Origin of the sequence: Chryseobacterium sp. FH1 (assembly GCF_000735135.1) — a bacterium.
GTDB lineage: Bacteria > Bacteroidota > Bacteroidia > Flavobacteriales > Weeksellaceae > Epilithonimonas.
In genome coordinates this window covers 1162573-1189199 of sequence record NZ_JPLZ01000006.1, presented here as the reverse complement: position 1 = coordinate 1189199, position 26627 = coordinate 1162573, and the positions used below count along the sequence as shown (strand labels likewise).

At 34.5% G+C, this 26627-nt stretch carries 23 protein-coding genes; 12 read left to right on the top strand and 11 right to left on the bottom strand.

What is annotated here, in order from left to right:
• Nucleotides 1–5: 5 nt before the first annotated feature.
• Nucleotides 6–917: an endonuclease/exonuclease/phosphatase family protein gene (locus tag IO90_RS12270; protein ID WP_131450877.1), complete on the top strand. Its 912-nt coding sequence runs from the start codon at nucleotides 6–8 to the stop codon at nucleotides 915–917.
• 1558 nt (nucleotides 918–2475) lie between these two features.
• Here IO90_RS12270 and IO90_RS12265 read toward each other — a convergent pair.
• Genes IO90_RS12265 through IO90_RS12240 form a run of 6 tightly spaced genes read right to left on the bottom strand, consistent with a single transcriptional unit; the run spans nucleotide 2476 to nucleotide 13074 of the window.
• Nucleotides 2476–2790 (bottom strand): hypothetical protein, encoded by a 315-nt coding sequence (locus IO90_RS12265; RefSeq protein WP_034966903.1) that lies wholly within the window; start codon nucleotides 2788–2790, stop codon nucleotides 2476–2478.
• Nucleotides 2791–2803: 13 nt separating this feature from the next.
• Nucleotides 2804–3286, bottom strand: a complete 483-nt coding sequence (locus IO90_RS12260) for an Imm26 family immunity protein (protein ID WP_034966899.1) — start codon at nucleotides 3284–3286, stop codon at nucleotides 2804–2806.
• Nucleotides 3287–3297: 11 nt separating this feature from the next.
• Nucleotides 3298–7116, bottom strand: a complete 3819-nt coding sequence (locus IO90_RS12255) for a DUF6443 domain-containing protein (protein ID WP_081871816.1) — start codon at nucleotides 7114–7116, stop codon at nucleotides 3298–3300.
• A 31-nt stretch (nucleotides 7117–7147) separates the two neighbouring features.
• The gene (locus tag IO90_RS19055; RefSeq protein WP_051878620.1) at nucleotides 7148–7951 is read right to left on the bottom strand and encodes a hypothetical protein; all 804 of its coding nucleotides are present in this window, start codon (nucleotides 7949–7951) and stop codon (nucleotides 7148–7150) included.
• A 10-nt stretch (nucleotides 7952–7961) separates the two neighbouring features.
• Complete coding sequence (locus IO90_RS12245) at nucleotides 7962–11351, bottom strand: hypothetical protein (protein WP_131450876.1); 3390 nt, start codon at nucleotides 11349–11351, stop codon at nucleotides 7962–7964.
• 4 nt (nucleotides 11352–11355) lie between these two features.
• A complete protein-coding gene (locus IO90_RS12240; RefSeq protein WP_051878617.1) occupies nucleotides 11356–13074 on the bottom strand; it encodes a T9SS type A sorting domain-containing protein in 1719 nt (572 codons plus the stop codon).
• Between the two features lie 377 nt (nucleotides 13075–13451).
• Between IO90_RS12240 and IO90_RS12235 the strand changes: the two genes are divergently transcribed.
• From IO90_RS12235 to IO90_RS12225, 3 genes are all read left to right on the top strand, one after another.
• Nucleotides 13452–13856 (top strand): hypothetical protein, encoded by a 405-nt coding sequence (locus IO90_RS12235; protein ID WP_034966892.1) that lies wholly within the window; start codon nucleotides 13452–13454, stop codon nucleotides 13854–13856.
• A 213-nt stretch (nucleotides 13857–14069) separates the two neighbouring features.
• Nucleotides 14070–14633, top strand: coding sequence for a DUF2971 domain-containing protein (locus tag IO90_RS12230; protein ID WP_034966888.1), 564 nt, complete (start codon nucleotides 14070–14072; stop codon nucleotides 14631–14633).
• Between the two features lie 314 nt (nucleotides 14634–14947).
• Nucleotides 14948–15280, top strand: a complete 333-nt coding sequence (locus IO90_RS12225; RefSeq protein WP_034966885.1) for a DUF3892 domain-containing protein — start codon at nucleotides 14948–14950, stop codon at nucleotides 15278–15280.
• Between the two features lie 95 nt (nucleotides 15281–15375).
• On the opposite strand, the gene IO90_RS12220 is transcribed toward IO90_RS12225, so the two are convergent.
• Nucleotides 15376–15945 (bottom strand): ImmA/IrrE family metallo-endopeptidase, encoded by a 570-nt coding sequence (locus tag IO90_RS12220; RefSeq protein ID WP_034966882.1) that lies wholly within the window; start codon nucleotides 15943–15945, stop codon nucleotides 15376–15378.
• Between the two features lie 5 nt (nucleotides 15946–15950).
• Nucleotides 15951–16283, bottom strand: a complete 333-nt coding sequence (locus IO90_RS18445; RefSeq protein ID WP_051878614.1) for a helix-turn-helix domain-containing protein — start codon at nucleotides 16281–16283, stop codon at nucleotides 15951–15953.
• Nucleotides 16284–16419: 136 nt separating this feature from the next.
• Between IO90_RS18445 and IO90_RS12210 the strand changes: the two genes are divergently transcribed.
• Genes IO90_RS12210 through IO90_RS12195 form a run of 4 tightly spaced genes read left to right on the top strand, consistent with a single transcriptional unit; the run spans nucleotide 16420 to nucleotide 19302 of the window.
• On the top strand, nucleotides 16420–16695 hold the full coding sequence (locus IO90_RS12210; RefSeq protein WP_034966879.1) for a hypothetical protein: 276 nt from the start codon (nucleotides 16420–16422) through the stop codon (nucleotides 16693–16695).
• Nucleotides 16696–16705: 10 nt separating this feature from the next.
• Nucleotides 16706–17713, top strand: coding sequence for a CBASS cGAMP-activated phospholipase (locus IO90_RS12205; RefSeq protein ID WP_034966877.1), 1008 nt, complete (start codon nucleotides 16706–16708; stop codon nucleotides 17711–17713).
• A gap of 6 nt (nucleotides 17714–17719) precedes the next feature.
• On the top strand, nucleotides 17720–18664 hold the full coding sequence (locus IO90_RS12200; RefSeq protein WP_051878611.1) for a cyclic GMP-AMP synthase DncV-like nucleotidyltransferase: 945 nt from the start codon (nucleotides 17720–17722) through the stop codon (nucleotides 18662–18664).
• Complete coding sequence (locus IO90_RS12195) at nucleotides 18661–19302, top strand: SEC-C metal-binding domain-containing protein (RefSeq protein ID WP_034966874.1); 642 nt, start codon at nucleotides 18661–18663, stop codon at nucleotides 19300–19302. The genes IO90_RS12200 and IO90_RS12195 overlap by 4 nt, the downstream gene beginning before the upstream one ends.
• 197 nt (nucleotides 19303–19499) lie before the next feature.
• Here IO90_RS12195 and IO90_RS12190 read toward each other — a convergent pair whose 3' ends face one another.
• Nucleotides 19500–19811 (bottom strand): DUF6922 domain-containing protein, encoded by a 312-nt coding sequence (locus tag IO90_RS12190; RefSeq protein ID WP_034966870.1) that lies wholly within the window; start codon nucleotides 19809–19811, stop codon nucleotides 19500–19502.
• Between the two features lie 40 nt (nucleotides 19812–19851).
• Complete coding sequence (locus IO90_RS12185; RefSeq protein WP_034966867.1) at nucleotides 19852–20535, bottom strand: nucleotidyl transferase AbiEii/AbiGii toxin family protein; 684 nt, start codon at nucleotides 20533–20535, stop codon at nucleotides 19852–19854.
• A gap of 931 nt (nucleotides 20536–21466) precedes the next feature.
• Between IO90_RS12185 and IO90_RS12180 the strand changes: the two genes are divergently transcribed.
• A complete protein-coding gene (locus tag IO90_RS12180; RefSeq protein ID WP_034966865.1) occupies nucleotides 21467–22972 on the top strand; it encodes a hypothetical protein in 1506 nt (501 codons plus the stop codon).
• Nucleotides 22973–23066: 94 nt separating this feature from the next.
• On the opposite strand, the gene IO90_RS12175 is transcribed toward IO90_RS12180, so the two are convergent.
• A complete protein-coding gene (locus IO90_RS12175; RefSeq protein ID WP_034966862.1) occupies nucleotides 23067–23474 on the bottom strand; it encodes a helix-turn-helix domain-containing protein in 408 nt (135 codons plus the stop codon).
• 179 nt (nucleotides 23475–23653) lie between these two features.
• Between IO90_RS12175 and IO90_RS12170 the strand changes: the two genes are divergently transcribed.
• From IO90_RS12170 to IO90_RS12160, 3 genes are all read left to right on the top strand, one after another.
• Nucleotides 23654–24208 (top strand): hypothetical protein, encoded by a 555-nt coding sequence (locus tag IO90_RS12170; RefSeq protein WP_034966858.1) that lies wholly within the window; start codon nucleotides 23654–23656, stop codon nucleotides 24206–24208.
• A 67-nt stretch (nucleotides 24209–24275) separates the two neighbouring features.
• The gene (locus tag IO90_RS12165; RefSeq protein WP_034966855.1) at nucleotides 24276–24920 is read left to right on the top strand and encodes a hypothetical protein; all 645 of its coding nucleotides are present in this window, start codon (nucleotides 24276–24278) and stop codon (nucleotides 24918–24920) included.
• Nucleotides 24917–26563, top strand: a complete 1647-nt coding sequence (locus IO90_RS12160) for a hypothetical protein (protein ID WP_034966852.1) — start codon at nucleotides 24917–24919, stop codon at nucleotides 26561–26563. Before IO90_RS12165 ends, IO90_RS12160 begins: the two co-directional genes overlap by 4 nt.
• Nucleotides 26564–26627: the final 64 nt, after the last annotated feature.

The following is a 26627-nucleotide window of genomic DNA, read 5'->3' as shown; positions in this document are numbered from 1 at the left end:
GGTCTATGGATTCAGAATTGATGATGTTTTACAATGTCGAGAACTTCTATCCGCCCAATCAGGCCAACGTTAGCAGTTTTGGTTTATACAATTGGGATGAATACAAGTACAGCCAGAAGATTCGGAAAATCAGCAATGTCTTTAGATATATTGAAGAGGATTTTGGACAATTGCCTTCCATTATTGGTTTGGCCGAAATTGGCGCTGAATCTGTGTTGGAGGATTTGACCAATGACAATTCGCCAATTCACAATTACGAAATCATCTACCAACAATCTCAAGATTCCAGAGGTTTGAGCGTTGCCATTCTTTTTGATAAGTGCAAATATACCTTGGCTAAGTCGCAAATACTGAAGTTTCAGTTGGATGATAGTTTGGAATTTGACACCAGAGATATTCTTCACGCTGAATTCCTGTTTGAGGAAAATAAATTCCACGTTTTTGTACTGCACCTGCCATCTAAGAGGAATCGGGATATCAAAAAAGAAAAACGGGATTATATCTTGGAAAAGTTGCATGAAACTGTTCAAGACCTAGTTGAGAAGAAAGAAGCGATTGTTTTGATGGGTGATTTCAATGACAATCCAGATGCTGAAGCCATACAGCGACTTTGCTTTGATCGAAATCAGCAACCAATACTGACCAATCCGTTTGAGGCTTTGTACGAGAAGCAACAATTCACGACTTATCACGGAAAAACTGGTGTTTGTTTTGACCAGATTTTATTTACTGAGGATTCGCTCAAAGCTACTTTCAATATCCAAACGATCGTCCCGGAAATCTACACCAATATGCGACTTAGAAATAAAAGTAGTAAGAACAGCCATTTTCCGTTACGGACATATTCTGGGTCACGATATATAGGTGGGTGGAGTGATCATTTTCCGGTGGTTGTGAGGTTTGGTAAACAGCAGTAATTTATGTTGTGAATTACTTTCAATTTTGAGTATCTTTGAGATATAACACAACTTGTTTTAGTAGATAAAAGTATGCTCTAAATAGACCAAAAAAAAACCACTCTCTCATGTAGATTCTCCCATTCTAAAGCACAGTATGCTTGCCCAGATAAAAACTGCCACTCACAAAGGTCTGCTTCTCCGCGCCCAGACTTCATTGTTTTAGCGATGCAAAAATTCGGAAATTTACAATACCCATCAGATCGGAGCCCATCACTATTTCAAAGCTATGATAGGTTTGGACCCGAATGTTATAAAAAAAATTGTAGAAGCTCAGAAACTACCGTAAATCTGGAAATACGAAGAAAGCTCATTTACGCATTATCCGAATTTGAATCAGATTTACTCAATGTATATAGGAAATATTTTCTTAAAGAGCTTACTTATGATTTTGAATCTGATAAATATTGATTAACTAATTAGATCTCTAGGGGCATTGAATAGAGTGATTGCAATACTTTAAAAATCATTTGCAATAACCTTTATTAATCGACTTTAGCTGTAATTTAAAAATTTCTTGCTTTGCCATTGATTTATGTGAATACGCTAAATTTAATTAGATTTAGCTACGTTTTAGAGATAATGAATTAAAAACAGCCTACTTAAAAAAAGTGACCAACTACATTAAAACATAGCCACAAAAAAAACAACCAGCTGAATTTCAACTGGTTGTAATTTTACAATGTAGTCGTAGATGAACAAATTTCGAAACATTTTGTAGAAGATTTGCAAAAGTTATTAGAAATAAACTAACGAATTTTATTCTTTTTATCAGTTACAAACATGATATTATTGTGCGAAGAATTGAGATCTCAGAATCAAATTAAATAAATATAATCAGAATAGTTCTGACAAAAACTCCTAAATTAATTTTGATAATTTAACTTCCATATTCGTTTCAATTTCGTTTTTATATAGGAAACGAAACCGTTTAGACCACCAGAACACCGCCATTAAGACTGGACAAAATCGAGTTTCGTGTTGGAAAATGAAACGCATAAAACCGAAGGGGTAGCGTCTTTTTAGGACTCAGAAAAATTGTTTTTTAAAATTACCATATATAATAGTAGCTAACCTAATAATCATTCACTTACTAACTTGGAATATTTACTAAATTGTTAGGGAGTGTTCATAGACCAATAATAAATTTTTAAGATAGAATTTAACATAATTTGCTCAAACAAATGATTTTTCTATTCAATCTTTTCACGTGACTTCTCAGACTTAGATTCTTCTTTTTATATAATTCGTTCAGCATTTCTTTATTCTAAATATGATATTATCAATCAAATTTATAATGAACTAATCTATCTGTGAAAATTTGAATCGGTGTTTGAGTCTTAAACAATATTCATTACCGACATAAGTTCTCATTTCATCGACTTCATCAGAATGATATAATTTCAGTTTGTTTGATCTGGTTTGTAATACCTGACCAAGACTGAATGATAACAACAATTTAGAGAATATCTTAATAAAATTCTCATTTTTACAAATCTATTTGTTATTTATCAGTTCTTTAATCTTTTTGTCGCTTTTTCAAAATCTCATCTATTTGATTTCTTCCCCAAAGCAATAATGACCTTTTGCCTAGCTTCAATATTCTATCTGGTTTTACATTATGGTTTAAGCACCATACAATCCATTTTCTAATTAAAATCCCCCATAAAAACCATCCTATTATAAAACCCATTACTACACTTAACCTATAATCTAAATTGAATTTAAAAAGTAGCATATAACAAAATAATAATATAATTAATATAACTGGAAGATTAACTCCAAGTTGCCCTTTTATTATAATTTTAAAATCATTTAAAGTATTAATTTTCATAACAACTCATTTTTTAAGGTAAATCCCTACCAAATAATTCTCTATCTTCTTCTAACCAAGCACACGGTTTTTTGTTATAAAAATCTCTTATTCTATCTTCTACGTGATTTTTATCCCAAACAGAAGCTCGTTCTAAACCGCTAATCTCTTTTTTTGTCACTGGAGTAATTTCACCAGTATTAGGATTATAAAGTTCAAAATCATTTGGATTCAATACGTCTTGTATAAATTTCATCGGTTGAATTAATAGGTCTTCTCGAATGGGTATCTTACCAACCTTCAACCAAGCACTTTTAGTAATAATATCGTCATAAACCATTAAAATAAATAGCACCTTACAATTTAAAAGTAAATTAAAATCTGTTAATTTTTCTTTCGATTTAAAATCGAAAAAGGCATACCCAAGACCATTCACTAAAATCTGAGCATAAACATAATACTTACCTTCAATATTTATTTCTAATATTGAACCTTCTGTTATTTTTTGTCTTTTCATATCAAATTATGTTAATTAGAGTTACCTGAGGAAGAACTTCCCATTTTTCCAAACTCCTTGTTAGCAGCTTTATCGTACGTCTGTGCATTGGGATTGTTCGGACTGACAGCATTTCGTGCATTTCCTGAAGTTCCTCCTTGTGATTGTGATCCACCATTTTGTTTAATCAGCTGTTGTTCTCTACCTTTTTGAGCATTTTGATTTAGTGTACTTTTATCCAGTTTTGCTGGTCCATGAGTTTTATTCATATGATGATTTTTATCTCGTTTAGCTACATTTTTCTCAGGAGTATTTGTTCCACTTGTTTTACCGGAATAAGTTTTGTTTGTTTTAGGGTTTAAAGGTGGTTTTGTATACGTTTGAAAAGATTTTTGAACTTCTTTTTGCACTTGTTTCTTTGCTTGCCCCTTTGCAACATTCAAAACGACACTTGCTCCACTTTTCGCTCTTCCTCCTACGCCACCGGTGACCATTGAAATATGGTCACGTTTAAATCCCTCAGCTTGCGCAAATGCAGCTCTATCTGCAGTCGGGTTTCGAGTCCCATTTTTCATCGGCTCCGAAACCAACACTGCCAATAAAACTATAACACATACTGGACATCTTCCATCAGGATCATTAAAGCTGGCAGGATTATCATACCCATACGAATATGGATTAAGATTATCTGTGTTAAATACTCCGCCTCCAACTTCCATTTTTTTAGCAAAGGCGATAGACATATCTATATCATCATCGTCATCATTCCCCTTGTCGAAGTCTATGTTTGTATCAAGATCATTAAACAGGGGATCAACTTGTATCCAACGTCCTATATCCGGCATATAGCTTCTCCAGCCATAGTCGTACATCCCAGTCTCCTGCAACTCCTTGCCGTTGTACTTGTAATTTTTATAAGTCGCACTAGGACTATACTGTGAATCCACCAGTTCAATCCCAGAATTGACAAAGTTCATCCCGAACGGATAATAGTCGTTGCTTTCCTCAAGTTTAATCGCTCCAGTACCCGCATTTCTGCTGTAGCTCAGCCTTACATTGCCAAGATGATCCTTGTACTGGTAAATGTACTTAGAATTTTTGTAATCGTAAAAACCTTCCGATGTAGGGAAGAACTCAAGACCTGCTGTGCTTAATCCGACAGCCAAATTTGTCTCTGTCGGTTTCTCCTCAAGCATAAACGCCTCTTCTTGTCCCGCAACCGCCATCTTTCTTGTGGCAGTATCATCAGTTCTCAGTGCCAGGTCTATTGCAACAGAATATTTGCTTGTGTAGACGAACCCGTCCAGATAGTCCGTCGCTATATGCTCGTTGTTTACGACAAAGAGCTTGCTTAACTTCACACCATCTGACCTGTAGCCATAGGAAATTGGCTTGTCCAGCTGGACAATTTTTTTAGGGAGATTCAGGTGGTTATAGAGAATGTCCTGTGTTATGCCCTTGTCCGGCATTTTCTCCATGTTTCCGTTGTCGTCATAAGTAATGTTTCCTCCGCCTCCGGGATAACCCGAAGGGTTGGCAGGTTGCCCCTCGTTGTCGGTAATCTTTGTCAGCGTGTTGCTCAGCTCATTATTCTCGTAATAATATTTCAGCTTGTCTATCAATACCGCGGAAGAGGGTCCGCCTATTGCCAGACTTCGCCCGTACCTGCTAAGACTTCTGATATTCCCATTGAGATCATAGCCTATTTCCTCGTCAAAAAAATGAGGAGTAGAGGTAGTGGTAATGTTGAACTCCTGATAGTTGGCTTTCAGCAATCTGTTTAATCCATCATACTGATAACCATAACGTCTTTTGTTATTGGAACCGTATGTCCAGTCGATCTCCGCAATGTTACCATTATACTTTGCCGTTCCCAATGAAGGGTTGTCGGGATTATTGTACTTTATCTTGTAGGCAAACGCCTTTGTGATGTCCAATGGTTTCAGGGTATCTGTTTTAACAAGGTTGATCCCCGTCATCCATCCACGGATGTTATAATCGTAATCGATGCTCTGAAGATCATTTCCCACCCTCTTGTTTGCCAGCCTGCCAAGCTCATCGTAGCTATTTTGTGTGAGGAGAACCTCCGCATTGCTGTCAACCTGATGATAGTGATCCTGCAAACGGTTCTGGAAGTCATATACGAAACGTTCTTTTATAGTAACCTCTGCAGGGCTTGCTGTTGCGCCTCTCTTATGGTAGGTGTTCCTGCGAAGTGCCACACCTGAGAAGTTGAGCTCAGACTCTGTTTTGGTATAGCCACCCAGATGGTTGGAGCTATAGGAAGAGATCTCTCTCCCCTTCTGATCGTACAGCATATAGGCTTTTGTCCAGGTATTTGCCTCCAGTGTCTTTACAAGACTAGCCGTGGGAAGCCCCTTGGTGCTGACCTTCACAGTTGCATTGCCATCAAGGGATGTAGGGGTATGTGTCAGGTATTTCTGCCCAAATGTATCAGCTTGCGGTATTGCAGGCAAACCAGTATATGATGGATAGGTATCATAGTAATTGACCGAAAGTACGGTCTCTATATCTACAAACAGATCATTGGTGTAGTAAATTTGCATTCCGTTTTTTGCAAAGCCTATTCCATTTACGGATTCAGTAATGACAAAATTGCCAGCCTCTGTCTGCAAACTTTCCCGTCTCTGGTTTCTCGGCAGAAAGCCGGTATATATTGCTCGCCCAAATTTGTCATATTTGGTGATCAGCCATTTATTAGATTCCTTCAAGTTTGCATCCTGGGTCAAAACCAACCTGTCGGCTTTGTCATAGACCATATATTCCCAGCCTTTACCAGGAAGTTTCTTCTCTGCCAAATGATTATCTCTGTCATACCTGTACTGGTAGCATAGATGCTTAAGCAACTCACTTGTAGAGTTTCTAAGATCTGTTGCAGGGCTGGTACGTATTCGGGCGGATGCTAAAGGAGGTACAACATACGCCAATTGATTATAATCATTGTAGACGTAATATGTGTCCGCCGGATCATTATCAAGCATTTTCCTAATTAGTAAAATCTGCCCTTGTCCATTTTTAAATTCATAGCTTACATTTCCGTCCTCGTCGATTGTTCGATTTTTGTAAAGCTGGGCTTCCGGATAATAGTTGCCAGCTGCCAGATAAAGGGAGTCTTTTGTTATTCCCTTGCTCCAGATCGTTTCTGTTCTGAATTTTAGAACATCGCTTCCATTATTTGTAAAATAACCGAATCGTTGGGTATGGCTGGTGCTGATGCCCCATTCCGAACCTGGATGTGCCTGTTTCTCCAACCTGTCGAGAGGCGAGTCTTCCAGCTTCTTTTCTGAGTAGAGAAGACTGTTGCCATAAAGCTGAGCGGAGTGGCTGGTGTCAACGGCATCATAAAGATGTCCGTGCTGGGAAGAACCGCTCTGTGGCAGTGGAAGCCATTCTTTCACCTGTCTTCCAAACGGGTCATATTCGAATGGCGTTACCACATCCTTACCGCGAGGTGTAGATTTGATAGAGATACTTTGAACAAGTCTTCCCAAACCGTCCAGATATTGGATGCTCTGTATCTGTGGCACATACTCGTTTGTGCTTGTAACAGGCACCAGGTATTCTCTGGAATACACATAGTTCTCACCAGATTTTGGTGTGAAAGCGGGCGAAGGTGGTTGACTCTCTTGTTTGTTGCCTAAAACTGCGACAAAGCTTTCACCATTATTGTAATTCCCATCTTTTGAGTTAGCATGAAAACCAGGAAGCAGGTAAATCTCATAATCCTTAACCACCTGTGGAGGAGTATATTGACTTAAAACCGTTGGTTGCTGGGAAAAACCTGAAATACTCCAGAAAATTCCCATAACGGCAAGTATCTTTTTGTACATAAGATTACTTTTATGGTTGATTAGTTTTATTTTAGTTTCTTGAGCTATCCTCAAGCTTTTCAATCCTTTCCATCAAGGTTTTTACCTGCTGGTTTTCCAATTCCAAAGTTTTAATTTTTTCTGCTTGAATTTTGATCTGTTTATTCTGCTCAATGGAATATAGAGTCAGCTCTTCGATCTTCTGCAACAGCTGGATCTGGAATTCGCCAATATTGACCCCTTCTTTTTCCATTTCTTTGGCGGAGGCAATTTCTGGGAGATGCTTTTTTTCTTTGACATACTGTTCTACAGACTCTAAGGATGAAAGAGGATAATCTTCCTCAAATACAAAATCGGCCGTTGGAGACTGTGTTACTTTGACTTCCTTGGCCTCAAGCTTTCCCCTAACTGCTACATTTCCATCACTAAATGTGGTCTCCTTTGTAAAATCATATCCATTGGAACTAATTGGAGCAATGTGCAACGTTTTTCTACCATCGTCGGGGGTATGAAAAATCCAATTGTTGGATCCTCCGCTTATCAGATCACTGCCTGTGATGTTCCCAGTGCTTGTAATGTTACCATCTACATCTAATTTTGCCAAATTTGGCTCTTTTCCGATACCTACATTACCGTCTCTTGTTATATATAGAAGCCCTAGGGCTGATCTCAACTTAACCCCTCCCCACCATTTCACGTCCAATCCCCAATCCCCTCCAAATCCTGTATTGACATTAGAAAGATGATAATTTTCTGGTTCGGAAGCTCCATGCCCATATAAATTTGTGAAGTTGATATTCTGTGCTTTTAGCGAAAAAAACGCTAAAACAAAAATTGATATTGTTATCTTTTTCATAATTTTAATTTTATTGTCTGTAACTGTATTTATATTCTTTCAAAATGTTTCCATTGCTGTCTACAATCTTATCCAACCTGTTGGCATCATCATAGATATAGGTTGCGGTGATACCGGAAGGAGGGGTAATTGTTCTCACACCGACTAACGGGTCATGTGTGTAAGTCGTAATCTGATAGGCGGATAAAATTGATTTGTTCCTGAAATCATCAAGAGCAATTGTCAGTGCAGACTCATCATTATTGGTTCCTGCGTAGAAATCAGCATCTGAAAGAGCGACGATGTTGCCTAAATGTGATTGTACATCCGAATATTTCGCCCCATCGATTTTTGCAATTGGCTGTGATTGGTTGTAACCCCAGATCACAGTTACAGAATTACCATCCTTTGTGGTATATTGCCTTAGATTTCCTCTTTCATCATAAAAATCAAATCGAATCTCCTCCTTGGAAGTTGCAGAGCCTAAGGAATAGCTGTTGACATATTTAGGCAAGAGGTTTTCATATACGGTTTCGGTCTTGGAAATTACCTTACCGTTATTTTTGGTTTCTGTAACAAGTGGAATACCTATCATATTGGCTCCTGTTAAATTTTGGTCAGTAACTTCTGTTGAATATGATTTTGCTTCCTCCATAATATTATGGTCGGGAAATTCTGTTTTAGTATACACAGGAAGATCATTATTATTATAAACGTAATTCTTTTTTGTAGTCATGGTCTTTTTTCCGTTTTCATAAAAAAATGATTTTTCCACACTGCTTGATAGTTTCGATGTACCTAAATGTTCTGTGACATAATAGAATACTCCCAATGCCGCATTATATGATCGGTTAGGATCGAATGCCTGTTGGCTGATGTATTTACTCCTGTCTGAGTCTACATTGTTGTATGTGGCATCTTCAAACCTGTATCCAACATTTTCAGAAATATGGGTAAATTGATAGGTGTTTTTTTTATGAGTGATCGAATCTCCTGTTTTGCCGAGTACGATTTCTTCCAATTGCAGGCCTCTCTTATAATCAAAATTGGGCAATGGTATAATTGGTAACTTAAGGTTTTCAGTATTGCAAGAAAAAAAAGTTTCACCAGGCTCATCTATTGGGGAAGAAAACTTATAAATAGTTTTCCCCAAGTCTTCATTATTTTTCTGTTCTTTAACGGTTATGTACTGGTAACCGACATCGCCTCCTTGAGTTTTCTGAACTGGCAAAATATTATAATTTGTGGAATTATTATAAGTTCCCGAAAAAAAATGAGAATCTGCCCCTGTCCCTGTACTTGTATACTCCTCTTTGTATTCATAAATGGGAATAGGATAAGCCAACGCTCCACTGCTCAAGGATGCATCGTTAATATCTCTGTAGTCATAACTTAAAGCTTTTTCCATTGCAGCATTAGAGTTTGTATCTTTATAATAATTGATGCTACTTATACGAACACCTCCACCTTTTGCAAAATGTTCATTCTTGGGAATCCTTGAAGAGGTGTACGCTTTAAAATAATTAATAGCTGGAAAATTTGTACTATTTGTATTTTTTGGGACAAAACTTGCAAAATATTTTCCTTCTGGAAGTTCTTTTGCATAGTAATCTACATCTGATACAGGTTCATTGTTACCCGGATTTTCATTGGGATTATTATCGGGAGGGCAGATTTGACAAGGTCCAGACCCTGAATTTTTAGACTCGATAGAAAAATCAGGCAAAGTATTAAACGCCCCATCAGAACGTTGCTTATAAACATTTAATCTCCAAGGAAATGAGGGAGTATTTTGTACAAAAGATTCAAGGTTAACTGTTTGGTGTCGGTCTGTTTCGAAAAACAATAACTTATTGTTATACTCCTCAAATTCTATTTGTGATTCATGATCAATAAATTCATATTGATCCTCAATTAGATTTATTCCCTCAACACCGATACTTGGCTTATAACTATAAACATTTTCTTCAAAGTTATATTTGATTTTACCTCCAGTTGGAATTATCATATAATCTAAAACATCAGTCAGTATCCCGCTACCCGTTAACCCTTTGTAATATCCCCAAGGATCAATTTCTAAAGTTTCAGAGTTTTGATTATAAGCAAGTTCGTAAGACATTACATCGGCATTGACGCGATCTTTTCTAACCACAGTTTTAAGAATCATTTTGCCACTATAGTTCAATAAAGATGTCTGCCTTTCTTTATAATTGGTCTGCGTATAATCATATCCTAGACTATATTTTTCATTTAAAATAAAGTTGCTCCCATTTTTAATTCCACTGCTGACAGAATTAAGTTTATATAGTTGAGTCTGCGCTGAGCCGTAGTTTGTATCGTATCTACCTTTTGCATAGTCAAATATTATATTACCTTTTCCTACAATTTCTATCTCCAGCAAATGTCTAACATCTGTATGTGTAGTTGTTGATTTGGTATTTGATTTAAGACTGTATTGCATTATAGTACTATTAAGTGGACCATAGTGCAATTGCTGATTTAAAGGAAATTTTGTTGTTCTTTGTACTTGCTGTGGCAAATCTTGACGTCTTGCCTCGGAATACAAATAATTAATTAAGATATTATTTTTCGGGTCTAATACTTTATTCAAATGAAATGCTGTAACACCTCCTGCATCAAAGGAAAAACTTAGATTATCACCATTAACAGTGGTTGTTGTATTATACGTATTTTCCAGAACATTAAAAATATACTTCATCCCCTTATCATCAATAATTTTAAACGCCAATGGCTTTGTACCAAGTGTTAGATTACTATTTTCATCAACATTGCATTCAATACTCAGATTATTCTTATCCAATTTTTTAACTTGTAATTTGCCTGAAGAATCTTTAATCACATAGAATCTCCCATTAAATCCCATAAAGCTATATTGATAAAGATCATATTCTGTATCCCATTTACCACTAAGGCCATAGTATAAAAATTCTTTTTCCTGTTGCCCAGTATAATTTTGACAATTCCCTGTTATGCACTTGTTCACATCGGAGTGGTAAACTCCAAGTATAGATTTAGGTTTGTCAGAAAATGGTATCACAGCGGTTAGCTCATCTGTCATGCCTCCTTTAATTGCCCTGGTAATTGTTCCTCCTGCAATAAGACTCCAACCTAAACCAACTTCAGATGCTTTATCTTCTGGTTTTGCGCTTAAGGGATGATATTTTAATGACACACTAACTGAAACATTACTATTATTTGTAGGAATTGATATGAGGGGGATAGAAATATCGGGAATTCCAGTATAGTAACTTACAGGAACCTCCTCAAACTTCATTAAGTTATTTGAAGTAGGGGCTGCCGGATACATCTTGCTGGTATTATCTACAATTGATCCTGTTTGTCCAAATAACACTAAACTCCATAAATTAAAAATTAAAAAATAGCATAGCATCTTTCTCATAATGTTAATCTTTCACGATTTTAATAGTTAGTTTTTTGTCTTTCTGTGTCGGGAAATTCGCTTTGATGATGTAAACTCCCTGGGGAAGTTTCGAGGTATTGATCTTCGTAACTTTATTTCTTGTTTGGACTTGTTGCAAAATCCTGCCGGCCATATCATAAACATAGATGTCTGCCTGGTCGAAGTCCAATCCGATCTCAACATAGCAATATTCCTTAACTGGATTCGGATAGATCTGGATATGTTTGCTCTCCATCAGTTCCTCCACATCTCTGTCCAACAGTTTCACCACCTTCCAGTTCTCCTTCCCAAGTACCTCGGCACTCGTCCCAGCCAGAATGTATGAGCCGTCCCTATTCAATATTGCTGAGACCAGTCTCTCCTCGTTCTTCTTCTCCTTGCCCTCGACATATTTTCTCCATACCTCCCTGCCATTCATGTCGATATAGAGCATCCAGAAGGTCTCGTCATTCTTCTGAACATTTCCCTCGCTCTGGGTGTATCCACCGATCAAATATCCTTTGGTCTGGGAATTTATATTTGTAATAGTATTCAATGACATCAGTACATCCCTCTTCTTGAAGTTGTACGATCTCTGCCATTCCTCGTTTCCGTCCAGATCCATTGAAAGAACCCAAAGGTCTGTGCCTTCTTCCAATTTTGCCGTTTTGTTTCCTGATGTCTGCGATCTGCTATCACCTCCTATGATATAACCGGAATCGGTCAATGCCATTGTACGGATATGGTCATCCTCGAGGCCTCCGAAGTTCTTCTCCCATTGTACATTTCCGTCCTTGTCCAGTTTCACAATCCAGTAATCTCCCTCTCCTTCGTTTCTGAATGCTTTCCCGTAGAAATTTATGTCATACGATTCCGTTGTGGACTGTCTGGTCTGGTTTGAGGAATTGTTGTTTGTCGACGTAGCAGATTGCTGGCTTGAAGCGGAAGGGCTATTTGTAGGATTTAAATTTAAACCTGAGTTCAGAGATTGAAGATCCCTAGAATTTATCTTTTGCCTTGCCTCTCCATCATAAATGCCACTTCTGGAATAGATCCCCAACAGGGCACCACCATCGTTTGTGGCGATGACCTTCTCAACTTCATCCAGACCTTTCCCTCCAAGAATCAACTGGCTGACAATCTTTCCCGTCTTGTCAAGCTTCACTACCATGACGTCCTTTGAGCCGAATCCAAGTTTGGGATTGTTGGTGCTTCCTGCCACCACAAATCCCTTGTCCATTGTCTGGGTGACCGATTTTGCCTCCTCGGAATATCTGGTACCGATCGTCTTCTGCCATTCCTCCTCGCCATTCTCATCCACCTTGATTATCCACATGTCGGATGATCCGTTGGATTTTTCTTTTTTATCCAAAGCCAAGGATGAATAGGAAGTCCCGGCTAAAATAAATCCACCTTCTTGCGTCGCAGTGGTGGAACTTATATAGTCGTGCTGGTTTCCGGAGAAGTACTTCTCCCAGATCTTTTGACCCTGCTGGTCGAGTTTGAGGATGTGGTAGTCGTAACCTTTGTTCTGATTGTCGCCAAATGGATTTTTATTGGACTGGATGGTAGAGCCAGATACAAGATATTGACCATCTAGAGTAATAGCAAGACCCGAAAGAAAATCCTGAGTGCCGGACTCGATATTCTTCTGCCAGCTTACTTTTTGGGCATGTGAATTTCCCACAACAAGGATCCCCAAGCATATAATGAGTTTTTTCATTGGTTGTTTTTATCGATTGCGAAAATAGCAATATTTTAACAAACTTTATAATAAATTTTAAGGATTTTTATTATGTTAAATGATAAGGGAGCATCTATGGATTCTTTAATTAAAATATTCGAGCATTTTATTTAAATATCAAATTTGATTTGGTAAATACTATTTTGGTCCTTAAAAAATGCAGTTGAAAGAGAAACAAGACAAAGATGTACATAACTTGAACCGAATAATTACAGATTTGGAAGTTTTTTCAAATTTTAGTTGTAATCATTTTGTGTAGATATATTTTTTTATTGATTTACGGTATCCCGTAATTTTTAATAGAATGGAATAATTATCTTTGATTTATTAACATAATTTCAAAAAAACTTATCAATATGAAAAGAACACTTACAGGAAGTGATGGAATGTCTATAATTATACCTGATGGATATCGTGGACTTCAGGGGTCAGATGGTAGAATGGTTCCAATTCCACCTGGAGGAAGAGGACTACAGGGTAGCGACGGAAGAATGATTGCAATTAAAGCAGGATCAAGAGGACTTCAAGGTAGTGATGGAAGAATGGTTGAAATCAATTCTGGATCGAGGGGACTTCAGGGTAGCGACGGAAGAATGGTCGAAATAAAATCAGGATCAAGAGGACTTCAGGGTAGCGACGGGAGAATGGTTGAAATAAAATCCGGTTATCGAGGTGTTCAAGGTAGTGATGGAAGGATGGTTGGAATAGCTCCAGGTAAACGAGCGGTTCAAGATGCAAATGGCCGGATGCGGAATAAATAGTGATTTAACCATCTCATGAAATTAATGAATTTAATTGGAATAATTCAAATATTAAAGAATTCCGCAAAGAAATAAACTAGAAATGCGGAATTCTGATCAATTAACTTAATTTGATATTCAGCATTTAAATTAGCTTCCTAGCTGTTATTAGACAGCTTATTAACGCAGAAATACTAAAATCGTGCAGAATTTCCCATTCAAAAACACTACTAAATGACAGAGATTATTTACAAATACAGAACAACTGATAATTTTAAAAATTTTGTTGATATAATTCTTAATAACAGACTTTACGCAGCAAAATATGACACATTAAATGATCCTATGGAAGGACATTATCTTTATAGCGAAGGTGTTTTAGATAGAACCATTCTAGATTTAATTTATTCTCAAAAACAGCAACTGAAACTTTGTGCGTTATCTAAAAGTCCTGATAATTTTTTACTTTGGTCTCATTACGCAAACGGACATAGAGGAGTAGCTTTTGGGGTTAGAATAGATGATGTAAAATATCCTGTAAAAGAAATAGAGTATTTATCTGACTTAGCAGTTATTGAAAGATATGATGAGATGACCACAAAAAATATTCTTTCTAAGAAATTAAATTTTTGGAGTTATGAAGAAGAAGTTCGAGCGTTTTGTGAAACAGGAAATTTTATTGAAGTAAATATCGAAAGTTTGATCATAGGAAAGCAGATGAGTGATCAGGAATATGGTTTTATTAGAAAGCTAATTGAAAAGGTAAATCCTAAAATTGTAATTACTAGACAAATATAATAAGTGTAGAGGTTATATCTAATTTTTCGCCTAATCTTAGGTAAATGAAATGAGAACTACAATCATATATGAAATTATATCTAAAAAATCTATTACTTAATTAGTAGATAAAATTATAAAGTTTTATTTAGATTAAGTGAAAATACTGAGATAATTAATAATTCTCATAATTATATTTGTAACATCAAAAATCTGTAATAAATGATTATATTTTTGTCGTATTAAACGTGGTTAAAAACTTAAGTTTATTCTTCGTATAAGTTAATGGATTCTATTACGGTATTGATTTACACTAAATATTTAAAATTAATATTATGGCACACTATGCGATATCTGGCGTTTGGAAGGATGCAAATGGAACAATTACCGATTATGCAATTCATACTGCAAATAAAGAAAAAAACACAGTTGACAATCCGGCTAAAAAGTATTCCAAGGCAGAAGCTATTAAATTACTGGATAATTCACAAAATTCAGCACAAACACTACTTTGGAATTACACATCTAAAGTTTGGAAGTGGGGAACAGACATTATCGTTGTCGCTACTGGGACAAATAAATATCTAAGAACAATACAAGATGGGACTGTACAAGATAATTTAGACCATTTGATTAATTACACTTTTGTAACTAATAATATGTCATAATAGGTAATTATTTTAATTAACTTCTTAAAATAAGCCTATAAATTGTATTAGCATTACATAAAAAATATTACATCATTTTATTTAGACACAAACAGTTATTTTTTTTTGTAAATCCCTGTCATCGCCATTCTATATCGAACCATTTCTACACTTGCGTTAAACACCTGTGATATTTGTTCGTGTGTTAAATTTCTTTTTCTAGCCCAATACAGAGAAGGTTTCGAGAGTTGAAGTGAGGACCCTAAACATTTTGCCTCTTCTTCCTGTATTGGATTATACTCTCTCATTCCAAAAGGAACTTTGAATGTTAAAGTTTCATTTGATAATTCATGTTTGCATATAACATGAGCAATTTCATGCATCAGATCGCTTTGTTGCCTCACCTCAGAATTAAAAGGATTATAAATAATTATTCTTTTATCATCTTTGTTAAGCATTGTCAATGCACTCCACTCATTTTTATACCCATTCGTACCTTCCAACAATGACAAACTTGTCTCATCAGTAAGGAATTCAGTAGCTTTATAGACTGTAAGATTCAAATGTTTCGCTAATGCAAAGGCACACAATTTTGCACAAGGGTGAACACCCACTTCTTCTCTAAGTTTAGTAGATATTCTTTCCGCTTCGGCTTTAAATCCGTATCTTAATTTTACTGGTGCCAAAAGGATTATTTAGAATTATAAGCTAAGTCAATCATATTAAGAATCATATTAACATGCTCCTTGCTAAGCTCTTTTTCAGCTCTTAAATGGGCGACAATCCTGTCTTTTGAAGAAACCGCTTTGGTGGATGATGAAAGTATAAATGTTTCTGTTGAAACCTCTAACCATTTACAAATTCTAATAAACGTATCAACATCTGGTATTCTCCCTTGTTCAATTCTCGAAAGTGTAGCGAAACTGACACTTCCAATCTCTTCAGCAATAGCTCTTAAACCCTGCGTTCCTCGCTTAGTTTTAAGCATACCTGCTAATAATTCAGTATCGAGTGTAGATTCCATAGTAAAAATTGTTATGTTTCATTTGTGCAACAAAGAATATATATCTTTGTTGCAACAGATTTGATTTTGTTTTACTAACGCAACAAATCTATAATTAAAATTGACACAAAACAAGAATTAATCGAAAAAGTAAACTATGGAATCAATTATTACTTATGACATCTCAGAGAAACATACAGAGTTTAAAAATGAAATGAAGAAACTCGGATACAAGGATAGAATAAAAGGAATTAAAAACTGTGAATGGATTTATTTTCCTAATACAACCTTATATCATGCTACTAAAAGTCCTCATAATGCTAATGAGGATGCTCTAGAAATATGTAGAAAATTAAATATCAAATTGGAAAGATATTTTTCTACAACTTGGAATAGAGATAACTGGTGGGCTATGTGTGGAGATTCATTTTAAGATCACAATTATGGAAGAGAATAAGCAAATTAAAATACTATCGATTGATGGAGGAGGCATCAGAGGAATAATTCCTGCTAAGGTGCTTGCTGAATTGGAAGAAAAATTGAAAGAAATAGATCCAGAAAAAAAACTTTACGAACATTTTGACCTAATCTGCGGAACATCTACTGGAGCAATTCTGTCTATAGGAATTGCATTAGGAATTCCTGCATCAAAATTATTAGAGTTTTATAAAGAGAATGCTAAAATTATTTTTCCCAAATGGTTTTTGAAAATCTTACCTAGCAAAGTTAGAATATTCGCTGGGTCAATGTATAGTAATAAATCTCTTCGTGAAAAAATACGAGAAGTATATACTGACGCTAACGGAGGAGTTGAGCCTTTGTTAGATGATCTTAAAACCAATGTTTGTATTCCCACTTTTAATGGAGGAATGGGAGAAATAAATGTTCTAAAAACTAAACATAATTCTGAATTTGTTAGAGATTTTAAATTACCTGCACACGAGGTTGCTCTTTCGAGTGCTTCTGCTCCAGTATATTTTCCTCCTAATACATTTTCCTACAAAAATAAATTCGGAGAAGGACATAACATTAATATGATAGATGGTGGTGTCTTCGCAAACAATCCTGCACTGATAGGAGTTTTAGAAGCAACTGATAAAATGGGCTATGAATTTTCCCAAATCAAATTATTGTCATTGGGAACAGGAAAAGGAAGACATATCATTAAATCAAACTGGAAACCTAAAGATCTGTGGTATTGGTTGATTCCAAAGCCCAGACTATTGGATATTATTTTGGACAGTCAAGCTCAAATAACAGAACAGTATATCGAGTTTTTTCAAAGAACACTTAAAGATAAAGGATTTAAATATCTGAGAGTTCAATATGATATGGGTACCGATACGATTGATTTAAATGAATCTTCAAAAAAACATTTGATTAAACTTGAGTCAATTGGAGATGAACTTTCAAAGAAAAATTTGCATAAAATAATAAACTTTTTAAAATAACACACTATGGCTAATTGTAACAATTTATTTAAGAAATTCAATCGATCTATTTCCATTGATGCTGATAAAAGCACCAAAATGACCAATTCCAAAACTAAGTTAAGAGATCGGATCAGAAAATGGTTTAAAGACAATCATTCGGAGTACGAACCGAAATTCTATATTCAGGGTTCTTATAAAATGAAGACGGGTATCAGAACAAAAGACGACATCTGTGATTTAGATGACGGAGTTTACTTTTTCAGACAACCGGATGTTTCTGCAACAACTTTACAAAAGTGGGTTCATCAGGCTGTAAATGGATATACGGCTACACCAAGCGAACATAGGAAGAAATGCATTAGAACAATATTTACTTCAGACTATGAAGTTGACCACCCTGTGTATTATAAAGTTGCAGGAGAGGATTATCAGATAGCAGTGAAAGATAATGGGTTTGAAGGAAGTGATCCAAAAGCAGTTATCGATTGGTTCAATTCAAACAAAGATAAAAATGGCATTTTGATTTCAACAGTTAAATATCTGAAGGCTTGGTGTGATAATCTTAGAAATAAAATGCCTAGTGGTTTAGCGATGACTATTTTAGCAGTTAACGCAAAGAACAAAATTGTGCTGAATCAAAGAGATGATATAACCCTAAAAGATATTCTTAAGGAAATTAAAAATACTTTAAACGTACGGTTTGAATGTATTGTTCCGGCAGTGCCTTATGATAACTTATTTGAAAGTTATGATGACACCAGAAAAAACAATTTTATAAAAGCTCTTAACGATTTTATCGATGATTCTGAAAAAGCCTTAAAAGAAGAAAATGAGTTAAAAGCAAGTAAACTTTGGAGAAAACATTTGGGAGAAAGATTTCCTGAAGGTAAGGATGAAAATCAGAGTTCGTCTTCTAAGGCAGCTGCGGCTGCGGTTGGTGCATCAACATCTTTTCCTTGGGCAAAATGAATTCCAGACGATTATTTATAGAAGAAGCTAAACAGCTTAAACTCAATTTTTTTGACTTTTCCTTAGTAGAAGATGAAGCTTGCAATCCCTATATTGAAGGCAGACTTCATCTTCCTGACGAGGAAGAAAATTTAATTGATTCCTATAGCATTAAAATAGAGGTTAAGGATGGTTATCCTAATAAATTACCTCTGGTTTATGAAACAGCTCAACGTATTCCCGTTAATATAGACTGGCATGTATTCCCCGATGGACATTGTTGTATTGTAACGCCACCAGAAGAATCCTTGATTTGTAAAAAAGGCATCACTTTAGAGGCGTTTATTATTAAACACGTCGCACCTTATTTTCACAATCAGTTATATAGAGAATTGAATGGTTATTTCTTGAATGAAAGATCGCACGGAGATAAAGGAATCCAAGAATTTTTTTTGAATAGGTTTAGAACTAATGATTCTGAAAAGATTTCGCAATGGTTGCTATTTATTGCAAAAGGAAAGGAACCGAAAAGGACAGAAAATTGTTTTTGTGACAGTGGAAAAAAGTATAGAAAATGTCATCGCGATCTATATAAAGAATTTAGCCAACTAGCTACTCGGGAACTCGTATATTATTCGATACTGCTAAAGCAGAAATAATTTAAAAAATTGATTTTAAATGCAAGAAGTCCGCTAAAAAGCGGACACCTTACATTTGTTACCAAAAGAAAAAAGAAGCTAATTTTCACCACGCAATGCCTCACGAAAATTAGCACCTTTCAATTTTTATGATGAGAAATTATTTTCTCATTAATATTATTGGTTTGGGGGTGATTTCCAAATAAAGTTTTCTAAAATTAAATCCAATGGTAAGGTTTATCCTTTCGGTTTAGATAGCAGTGCATCTCCTCTTTTTTTAGTTCCGGAAAAAATTCTATAGCACGCCTAATTGCATAATTCGCCAAGAAATGGATTTCGTGTCGAATTGTATTTTCAACCTTTTCACGACCATAGTATTTTATAATTTCATCAATCTCATTTTGACCTCCTCTTTCGATGATTCGAGTAATGATAGGAACATAGGCTGTCTCCCAATCTAATAAGTTAAAATCGGTGTCCCAAAAGAATTTAGGATGAATATCAGGTAATATTTTATCTTCTATTCTCATACTATAAATATAAGATTTTTATCTCTTTTTCGCAACAAAATTACCTTCTAAATCCTTTCCCTTTATTAATGGGAATAGCTTTTTTTGAAAGTGAACTTCCAAATTTAAGATTGGGATTGGAAACAGCTTTTTTGAGTCTTTCCTGCATTGTCTTCCAATTATTCTCTTTCCCTTGAATCATTGAAACATCATATTGTTTTCTAATACCATCAAAGTAGATTAATGAACGTGCTACTAAATTTGAATTTCCGTTATATTTTTGTTGGTAGCTATCGAGATATGACTTTAAAGGATTTTCTTCAAGAAGAAAATACATATCTACGAAATCCTTTAACCTTGCTCCACTTTGAAATATTGCGTGAAGTTTCATAGCACCAATATCATCATTTGAAATCATTCTAACATTTTCTGAAATGTTATCCATTGCTATAACAGGATATTTGTGAGCTAAAAGATCAACTTTTATATCTTCAATATAGGTCATAACGGTATTTTCAAAAACTATCTCATCTGTTGCCTTATATTCTTTTTGCAGATAGCTAATTGAATCTTGTGGGTTAAAGTCTTTCGTAGTAAACAGATCAATGTCAATAGATAACCTATGTCCTAATTTCAAGGCTAAGGCGGTACCGCCCACCAAAGTGAAGTCCTTTAGCATTTCATCTTTCATCAGTTTTTGTAGAAGTCCCCACATTTCCTTGCTGACCGCTTCTTTGTGTAGCATAATTTCATTTTTCAGAAAATTAATTCTGAAAATGAGGTATGCATTTCGATTGGCTCTGTAACGAAGTATTTGGCTTTGATTGTCACTAAAAGTCTAAACTAGCAACCATTTTGAAAGAAGTATTAATTTCGGTAAAAGCTTAGAAATTTAATTCTTTTGGTATTTACGTATGTACATATCTACCTATGTGCATAATTTTAAAAATACTTAATCAAGATCATTTTTTATGCATTTTCAATGTAATGAAATCCAATGTGATGCTGTGTTCGCGGGAACACAGCAAGTTGTGTTTTGAGCATCTCGAAACGATTCGAGATGCTCAAAACAACTTGCTCTTGCAGAGGGCTGAAATTTTCTCCGAAGTCGAAAATTTTTATTGGAAATGGAATTTTTTATAGAAAGAGTTTATCAATCTTAAATCAAAATATTTAAAATGGAAATAGATATTTGGCAGGTCTTTCCGATTTGAAGATTGTAATTGGTAGTGAAAAAATAATAAAAAGAAAACAAAGGAATAGTTTCAGATTATAAACACAAGTTCAAGCCTATCGGTATAAAGAAAAATCTCCACCTTTCAGGTCGTATTTTTCTTTATAAACTTGCTTATTAAAATCTGCAACGACTATGAAATGGCTTTCTTTTTTTCCTTTTTTTCTTTTAAAAATAATTTGAATCAGTAAGTTTCAAAGAAACATTTAATATTCCACTACTAAGATGAAGCAAAAAATGAGTACTTAATATCAGTCAAAATTTTTTTTGAAATTTCATACGCAGTATTGGTACTGAAAGTGATGCTTGAAAAAATAATTATAAACTAATCAGAAAATTAATATTGATTTATTTTTTATTTTTTTTACTTTTAATAAAAATTTACTGATAACAATCTATAAATCAGAGTTCTGTACCCTAAATTATCTTAAAACTAAAAACTATGAAAAACTTATTAACTACATTATGTTTGTTATGTGTAATATTTTGTAATATTCTGCAAGCACAAAAAACAGATTCACTTGTTTCCAACAAAGCTTTTGACAAATTAATTATTCAGGATATTACCTATTCCATATTTGGAGAGAGTAGTCCTGTTAATGGAATTAAAATCGATATTTCTAAACCAGATGCTAGCATAACAGGCATTTTTCCATTGAATGAAGATAAATCGTTCTTATTAGGTTTAGAATTTAAAGGTGGTATAACTGATAAAAATTTTAGCATTCTAAAAGGATACAATTCATTTAACACAGCTTTTGAATTTAAACCTACACTATACATAATTTCTAATCATAATTCTGCAAAATATCCTCCTGAATCAACACATAAATTTGAACTAGCTGTAGCTAAAGCCAATATTAGAAAGGCCAAAATGAAAATAGAATTAGAATCTGTAGATGATTATATTGCTTCCAAGTTATTATATGATTATTATTTTCAATGCATTAAAACTAAAACCTGCACATATACATTACCAGAACTGACTAAAACTCAAAAATTAGCATTAATAAGAATTATTAAAAATGATCTAAAAATTACTGATGAAAGGTTGAACGTCGATAATGACACAAAGATTATTTTACAGAGTGTTAAAATAGCTGATAGTATGAAAAATGGCGATATTGATCTCGATACATATAATGATAAAGTTGATTCTATTACTAAAATTTACAGAAAAAAATATGATAAATGTGAAGATGAAGGAATAAATAAGGAAATTGAAATAGCTAGCAGTGTATGGACTCAAAAAAATTACATTTGGTTTAGTATCAGTCCATATTTAAGAACAGAAAAGGTAAATCTATATCATACAAAATTCAAAGAATTAGATTCTCTATATTTTAAAAAAGATTACCCATTTAACTACGGAATAAATTTCTCTGGAAATTTTCTAATAGTTGTTCCAAACAGAATATCTCATTATTTAAAAGCTGGCATCAACTTATCTCGATCAAATAATATTTCAACCCTAGAAAGCTTTAACTATACTACAACGACTCCATTTTTCAGCAACGGCAACTCTAATACAGAAAAAAATAAGACTGGCGTTGCATATAATTTGAATGATTTAAAAAATGGATTTTTAGGACAGCTGGTTGGAGAATATTATCTTGTGCCAATGAAAAATTTAGTGCCAGGCTTATATATAACTGCAAATTTAAATTATTCTAATTTTTATAAACTAACTAACATAAAAGGAAGAGAGAATGATAAAATTCAATTTGGAACCGAGGGAGGATTAGTTTTTAATATAAATGATACAACTAAAGATAGAAGTTTATTGTCCATTTTATTATATGGAAGATTTGAAGATTTAACTGATTCCAAAAGATTAAATAAGAATACTAATATTTATGAAGAAAAAGATGATTTCATTGACAGAAATTTGAGTTTCGGTATAAAAATAGGAATTCCTATTAGTCTGCCTAAGAAATCGCAGTTGTAAAGTCACTGGTAGACTTGCTTTCAATTAAAAACAAAAGGCTCAACCTAAGTTGAGCCTTTCAAATGAAAAAGTAATTATCCCGAATTACTAATATTTATTTGTTAATAAGCTTCTCAAGCCTATCCATCATTTCGTCTTTCTCTTTCAACATTCTTTCATATAACGCAATTTTTTCTTCGTGAAGCTGAATCAATTTGTCAATTGGATTTACATTAAACGTTGGAGTATGTCCCGTGTTCAAAAAAGAACCATCATTAAATGTATTTGAAATAATGTTGATAGCTTGCTCTTCATCAAAATTTTGGATTGCTTCTACAGGAATTCTAAGTGCAGTAGAAATCGCTTTCAATAAGTCATCTTCGATAACATCCTTCTGCTCCAACAGAGAAATTTTCTTTTGATTCCATTCCTCGCCTAAGTCAAATGCTAAAGCCTCCTGCTTGATGCCAAGCATTTCTCTAAAGCGTTTCACATTTCTTCCTTGATGTATTTTCTGTTCCATAGCGGCTATCAAAATTTTAAAGGCTTAAAGATAAAGCCATTTCTGTTAATTCGTCTGAATTGTAAAGTTAAAAAATTATCCTGTAAAACATCCCTTCCGTCGGATATTTTATTCCTAAAAAGTATAGATTATTCACACTGAAGACCAGAATTTAGTCCTCTATTTTAAATCATATTATTATGAAAAAGATAAAAATATCGATGGAGACCAATTTCTGGGCAACATACGAAATTGAAGATCCTTTTGAGCTAATCAACGCTTTTTTTAACTACTGTACGGTAGACAGCTATAAAAATACGCTTAACGAAGTTATGCTGTATGTTTACAAAACTGAGGTCTGTAATAAAGAACGTCCGGGAGACGTCTTCGATTTTCATACTGCTGTCAAATCGTTTATAAGGGGAGCTTATCTGCTAACATTCAAAGCTAAAAGATGGAAGGTAAAAGAAGTTCCCGAAGAATGGCAGATCATAAGTCAGGCATCTTTAAACAAAGAAGAATATCAAGATCCATTTCTTGTGTTCGAGAAAGCATTCAGATGCAAAAGGTTGGACGAATATGAGTTTTTCTTGAATGAAATTGTTCACGTGTCACTTTCACCTTACAGGGAAGAATTTGATTATGACCTTATCACTCCACATATTTACCTTATTAAAATGCTGGATGCAGCGCAGGTAATGAGTGAAAGAGGTGTCATAAAGATCAAAGATAACGTGAAGGATAATTCTGAATAAGATATCCCTTTCTGTAATAGAATACCCTTCACTCCTTCGTCAACTTTACTAAAGCAAAATTATTGAAATGAAAAAGAACACACCCTTTAGTAAAGAGAAACAGCTTGTACAAACAAGAGAGCAAGCTGAGATCGCATTAAGTATTCTGGTTCAGAATTCGCAAGGAGAAGATCTTGAATTAGGTATATTCTGCCTGCGTGACCAGCTGAATAATCCCAGACTTACAGAACTGCTCGATAGCTATCCTGATTTGATTCAAGAATATGAATTGGAGAAATTATTATCAGGAGAGATTGAGATCAAAGATGCAAGCAGGCGGGATGTCAAGACGGCAGGACTGCTGTCCTGCCTGTTATTACTCATTCATTTTTACTTTGACAAGGGTAAGGGTAATTTGAGTAAATCTAAGGTCGATGATGTGACTCAATTTGATAGCATAAATTATATAATGAATGCAATCACTTCCGAGGAATGTATTAATGAGCTATTCCTACTAATAATATCAATAGTAGGAATTGATTACTTTAAGAAATATCAAGAAAATATGAAAGACCCTGATTTTGTTTTGAAACAGACTTTGGGATTTGACAGCGATCCCGAAATGGGTGTACATATCGATATGATGGTATGGTTTGCCTTGGTTCGCTTATTTATTGAGGCTATCTTTATATACTACGATAGTGATTATGAAACTAAAAACGATCAGTTATGAAAACGCCAAATAAATCTCCGTTTTCAGTTCTTGCCAACGAGTTCTTGGAAAGTATATTGATTCAGCTTGTACACGACTATTCAATTGTTCAGATATTCTACAAGCAGGAAAGGAACTCAACTAAATCACACCTACTGATCTCCGTTTCTAAAAATGCAGATGCTGTAAAATTACAGTCAAAAAAATGGGTTGCCGAAGTCAGAGAACAATATCAAGTTTATATCTATTTCATTGATTATTCCAGACTTGAATATCAATTTTCTAAAGGTCATCCATTTATAGAATACCACTGCCAACAGTCATCAATGATCTATCAAAATGCAGACTCTCGTTCTTCACTTTTGATAAACAGAAATTGGAAAAAATATCACAAAAAATTTAATCGGTACGAAGATTCTTTCCACCACGACCACGAAATCCATCGGGTACAGGTAGAAAGACTTATCTCAGAGGATTCTTATAACAGTATCTTCACCTCTTTCGAAGAACTGATAGAATATGACCTGGAATATCTAGAGAAATTGTATACCGGAAATAGGACAAGTGACATCGATCTCAATCAAAGGATAAATAATTTGTTGATTTATATTCCGGAACTCAAGCAATTTTTTGTCAAAAAGAATCAACACGAATATTTTGTAACTGAACTTTTTGACGAAGCAAAGAAGGCGATTGAGGAAGATGAGATTATTTATAACAACGAAATGTTTGAATCATTACGCATCATTGAGGATTCCTTATTTACATACATCGAAGCTAGATTTTATGAATTGAAACATCTGATCAAAAAGCAATATGAAGAAATTTATAAGGTCGACCAATATTTGTTTCCAATGGAAGAATATCCAAAAGATGAAATACTTGAAAGAGCTATTGACAGAATCCTGACTTTTGTAGAATTAGAGCAGATCTATTACTTTCATCAAACAACCTATGGAGAAGTTACCACTTACTATCTACTTTTGATCGGTTTGAATGTCAATAATGAAAAAATAAAATCCATCACTCATTCTTTGACGAGCCTTTTTGGAACTCAATACAAATTTTTATTGGTCGGTCACGATCGGTACTGGATTCAAAAGAATCTTTATCAATACCAGAGCTTCTTTGTTTTCATTATGCAAGCCAAACATTTGGTCTTTTCCTCGGACGAATATCATCCCGAACCGCATTGGCAGATGCCTCATCATTCACAGCACAATGACTTGCATTTCCATTACAAGAGCACATTGGAAAGTTCATTGCAGTTTTATAAACTGATTGATGGAGAAGAAAAAAATTATCAAGGTGTAGATAATCTCTTCGCATTATTTCTCCTGTCCTTTTGCAGAACTTACATATATGCAAAAGCATTTTATCTGCCTAATTATATGACCAGTGAAGCCCTTTGGCAATTATGTATCTATGCTGATAAGGACATTCATAAATACCACTATCTATTTGATCAATTCTCTAGTAATATATTTTCTTTTACTGATTATAATATGAGCGTACATCACAGTATAGCAAAAGTTAACACTGAGAAAGCAGATCAGATGAAAATGATTGTAGACAAGTTGATGGATGAACTCAAAGAAGTTGTGATAGGTGGTAAATTATTAATGAGTTTTGAGATAGATTCTCTCTGTGAAAAAAAATGCTGATTAAATAGTTAACAGAAGAATGACTCTAATAAAATGCGTGGTTTATTTAGGTTAAGACTTTTGA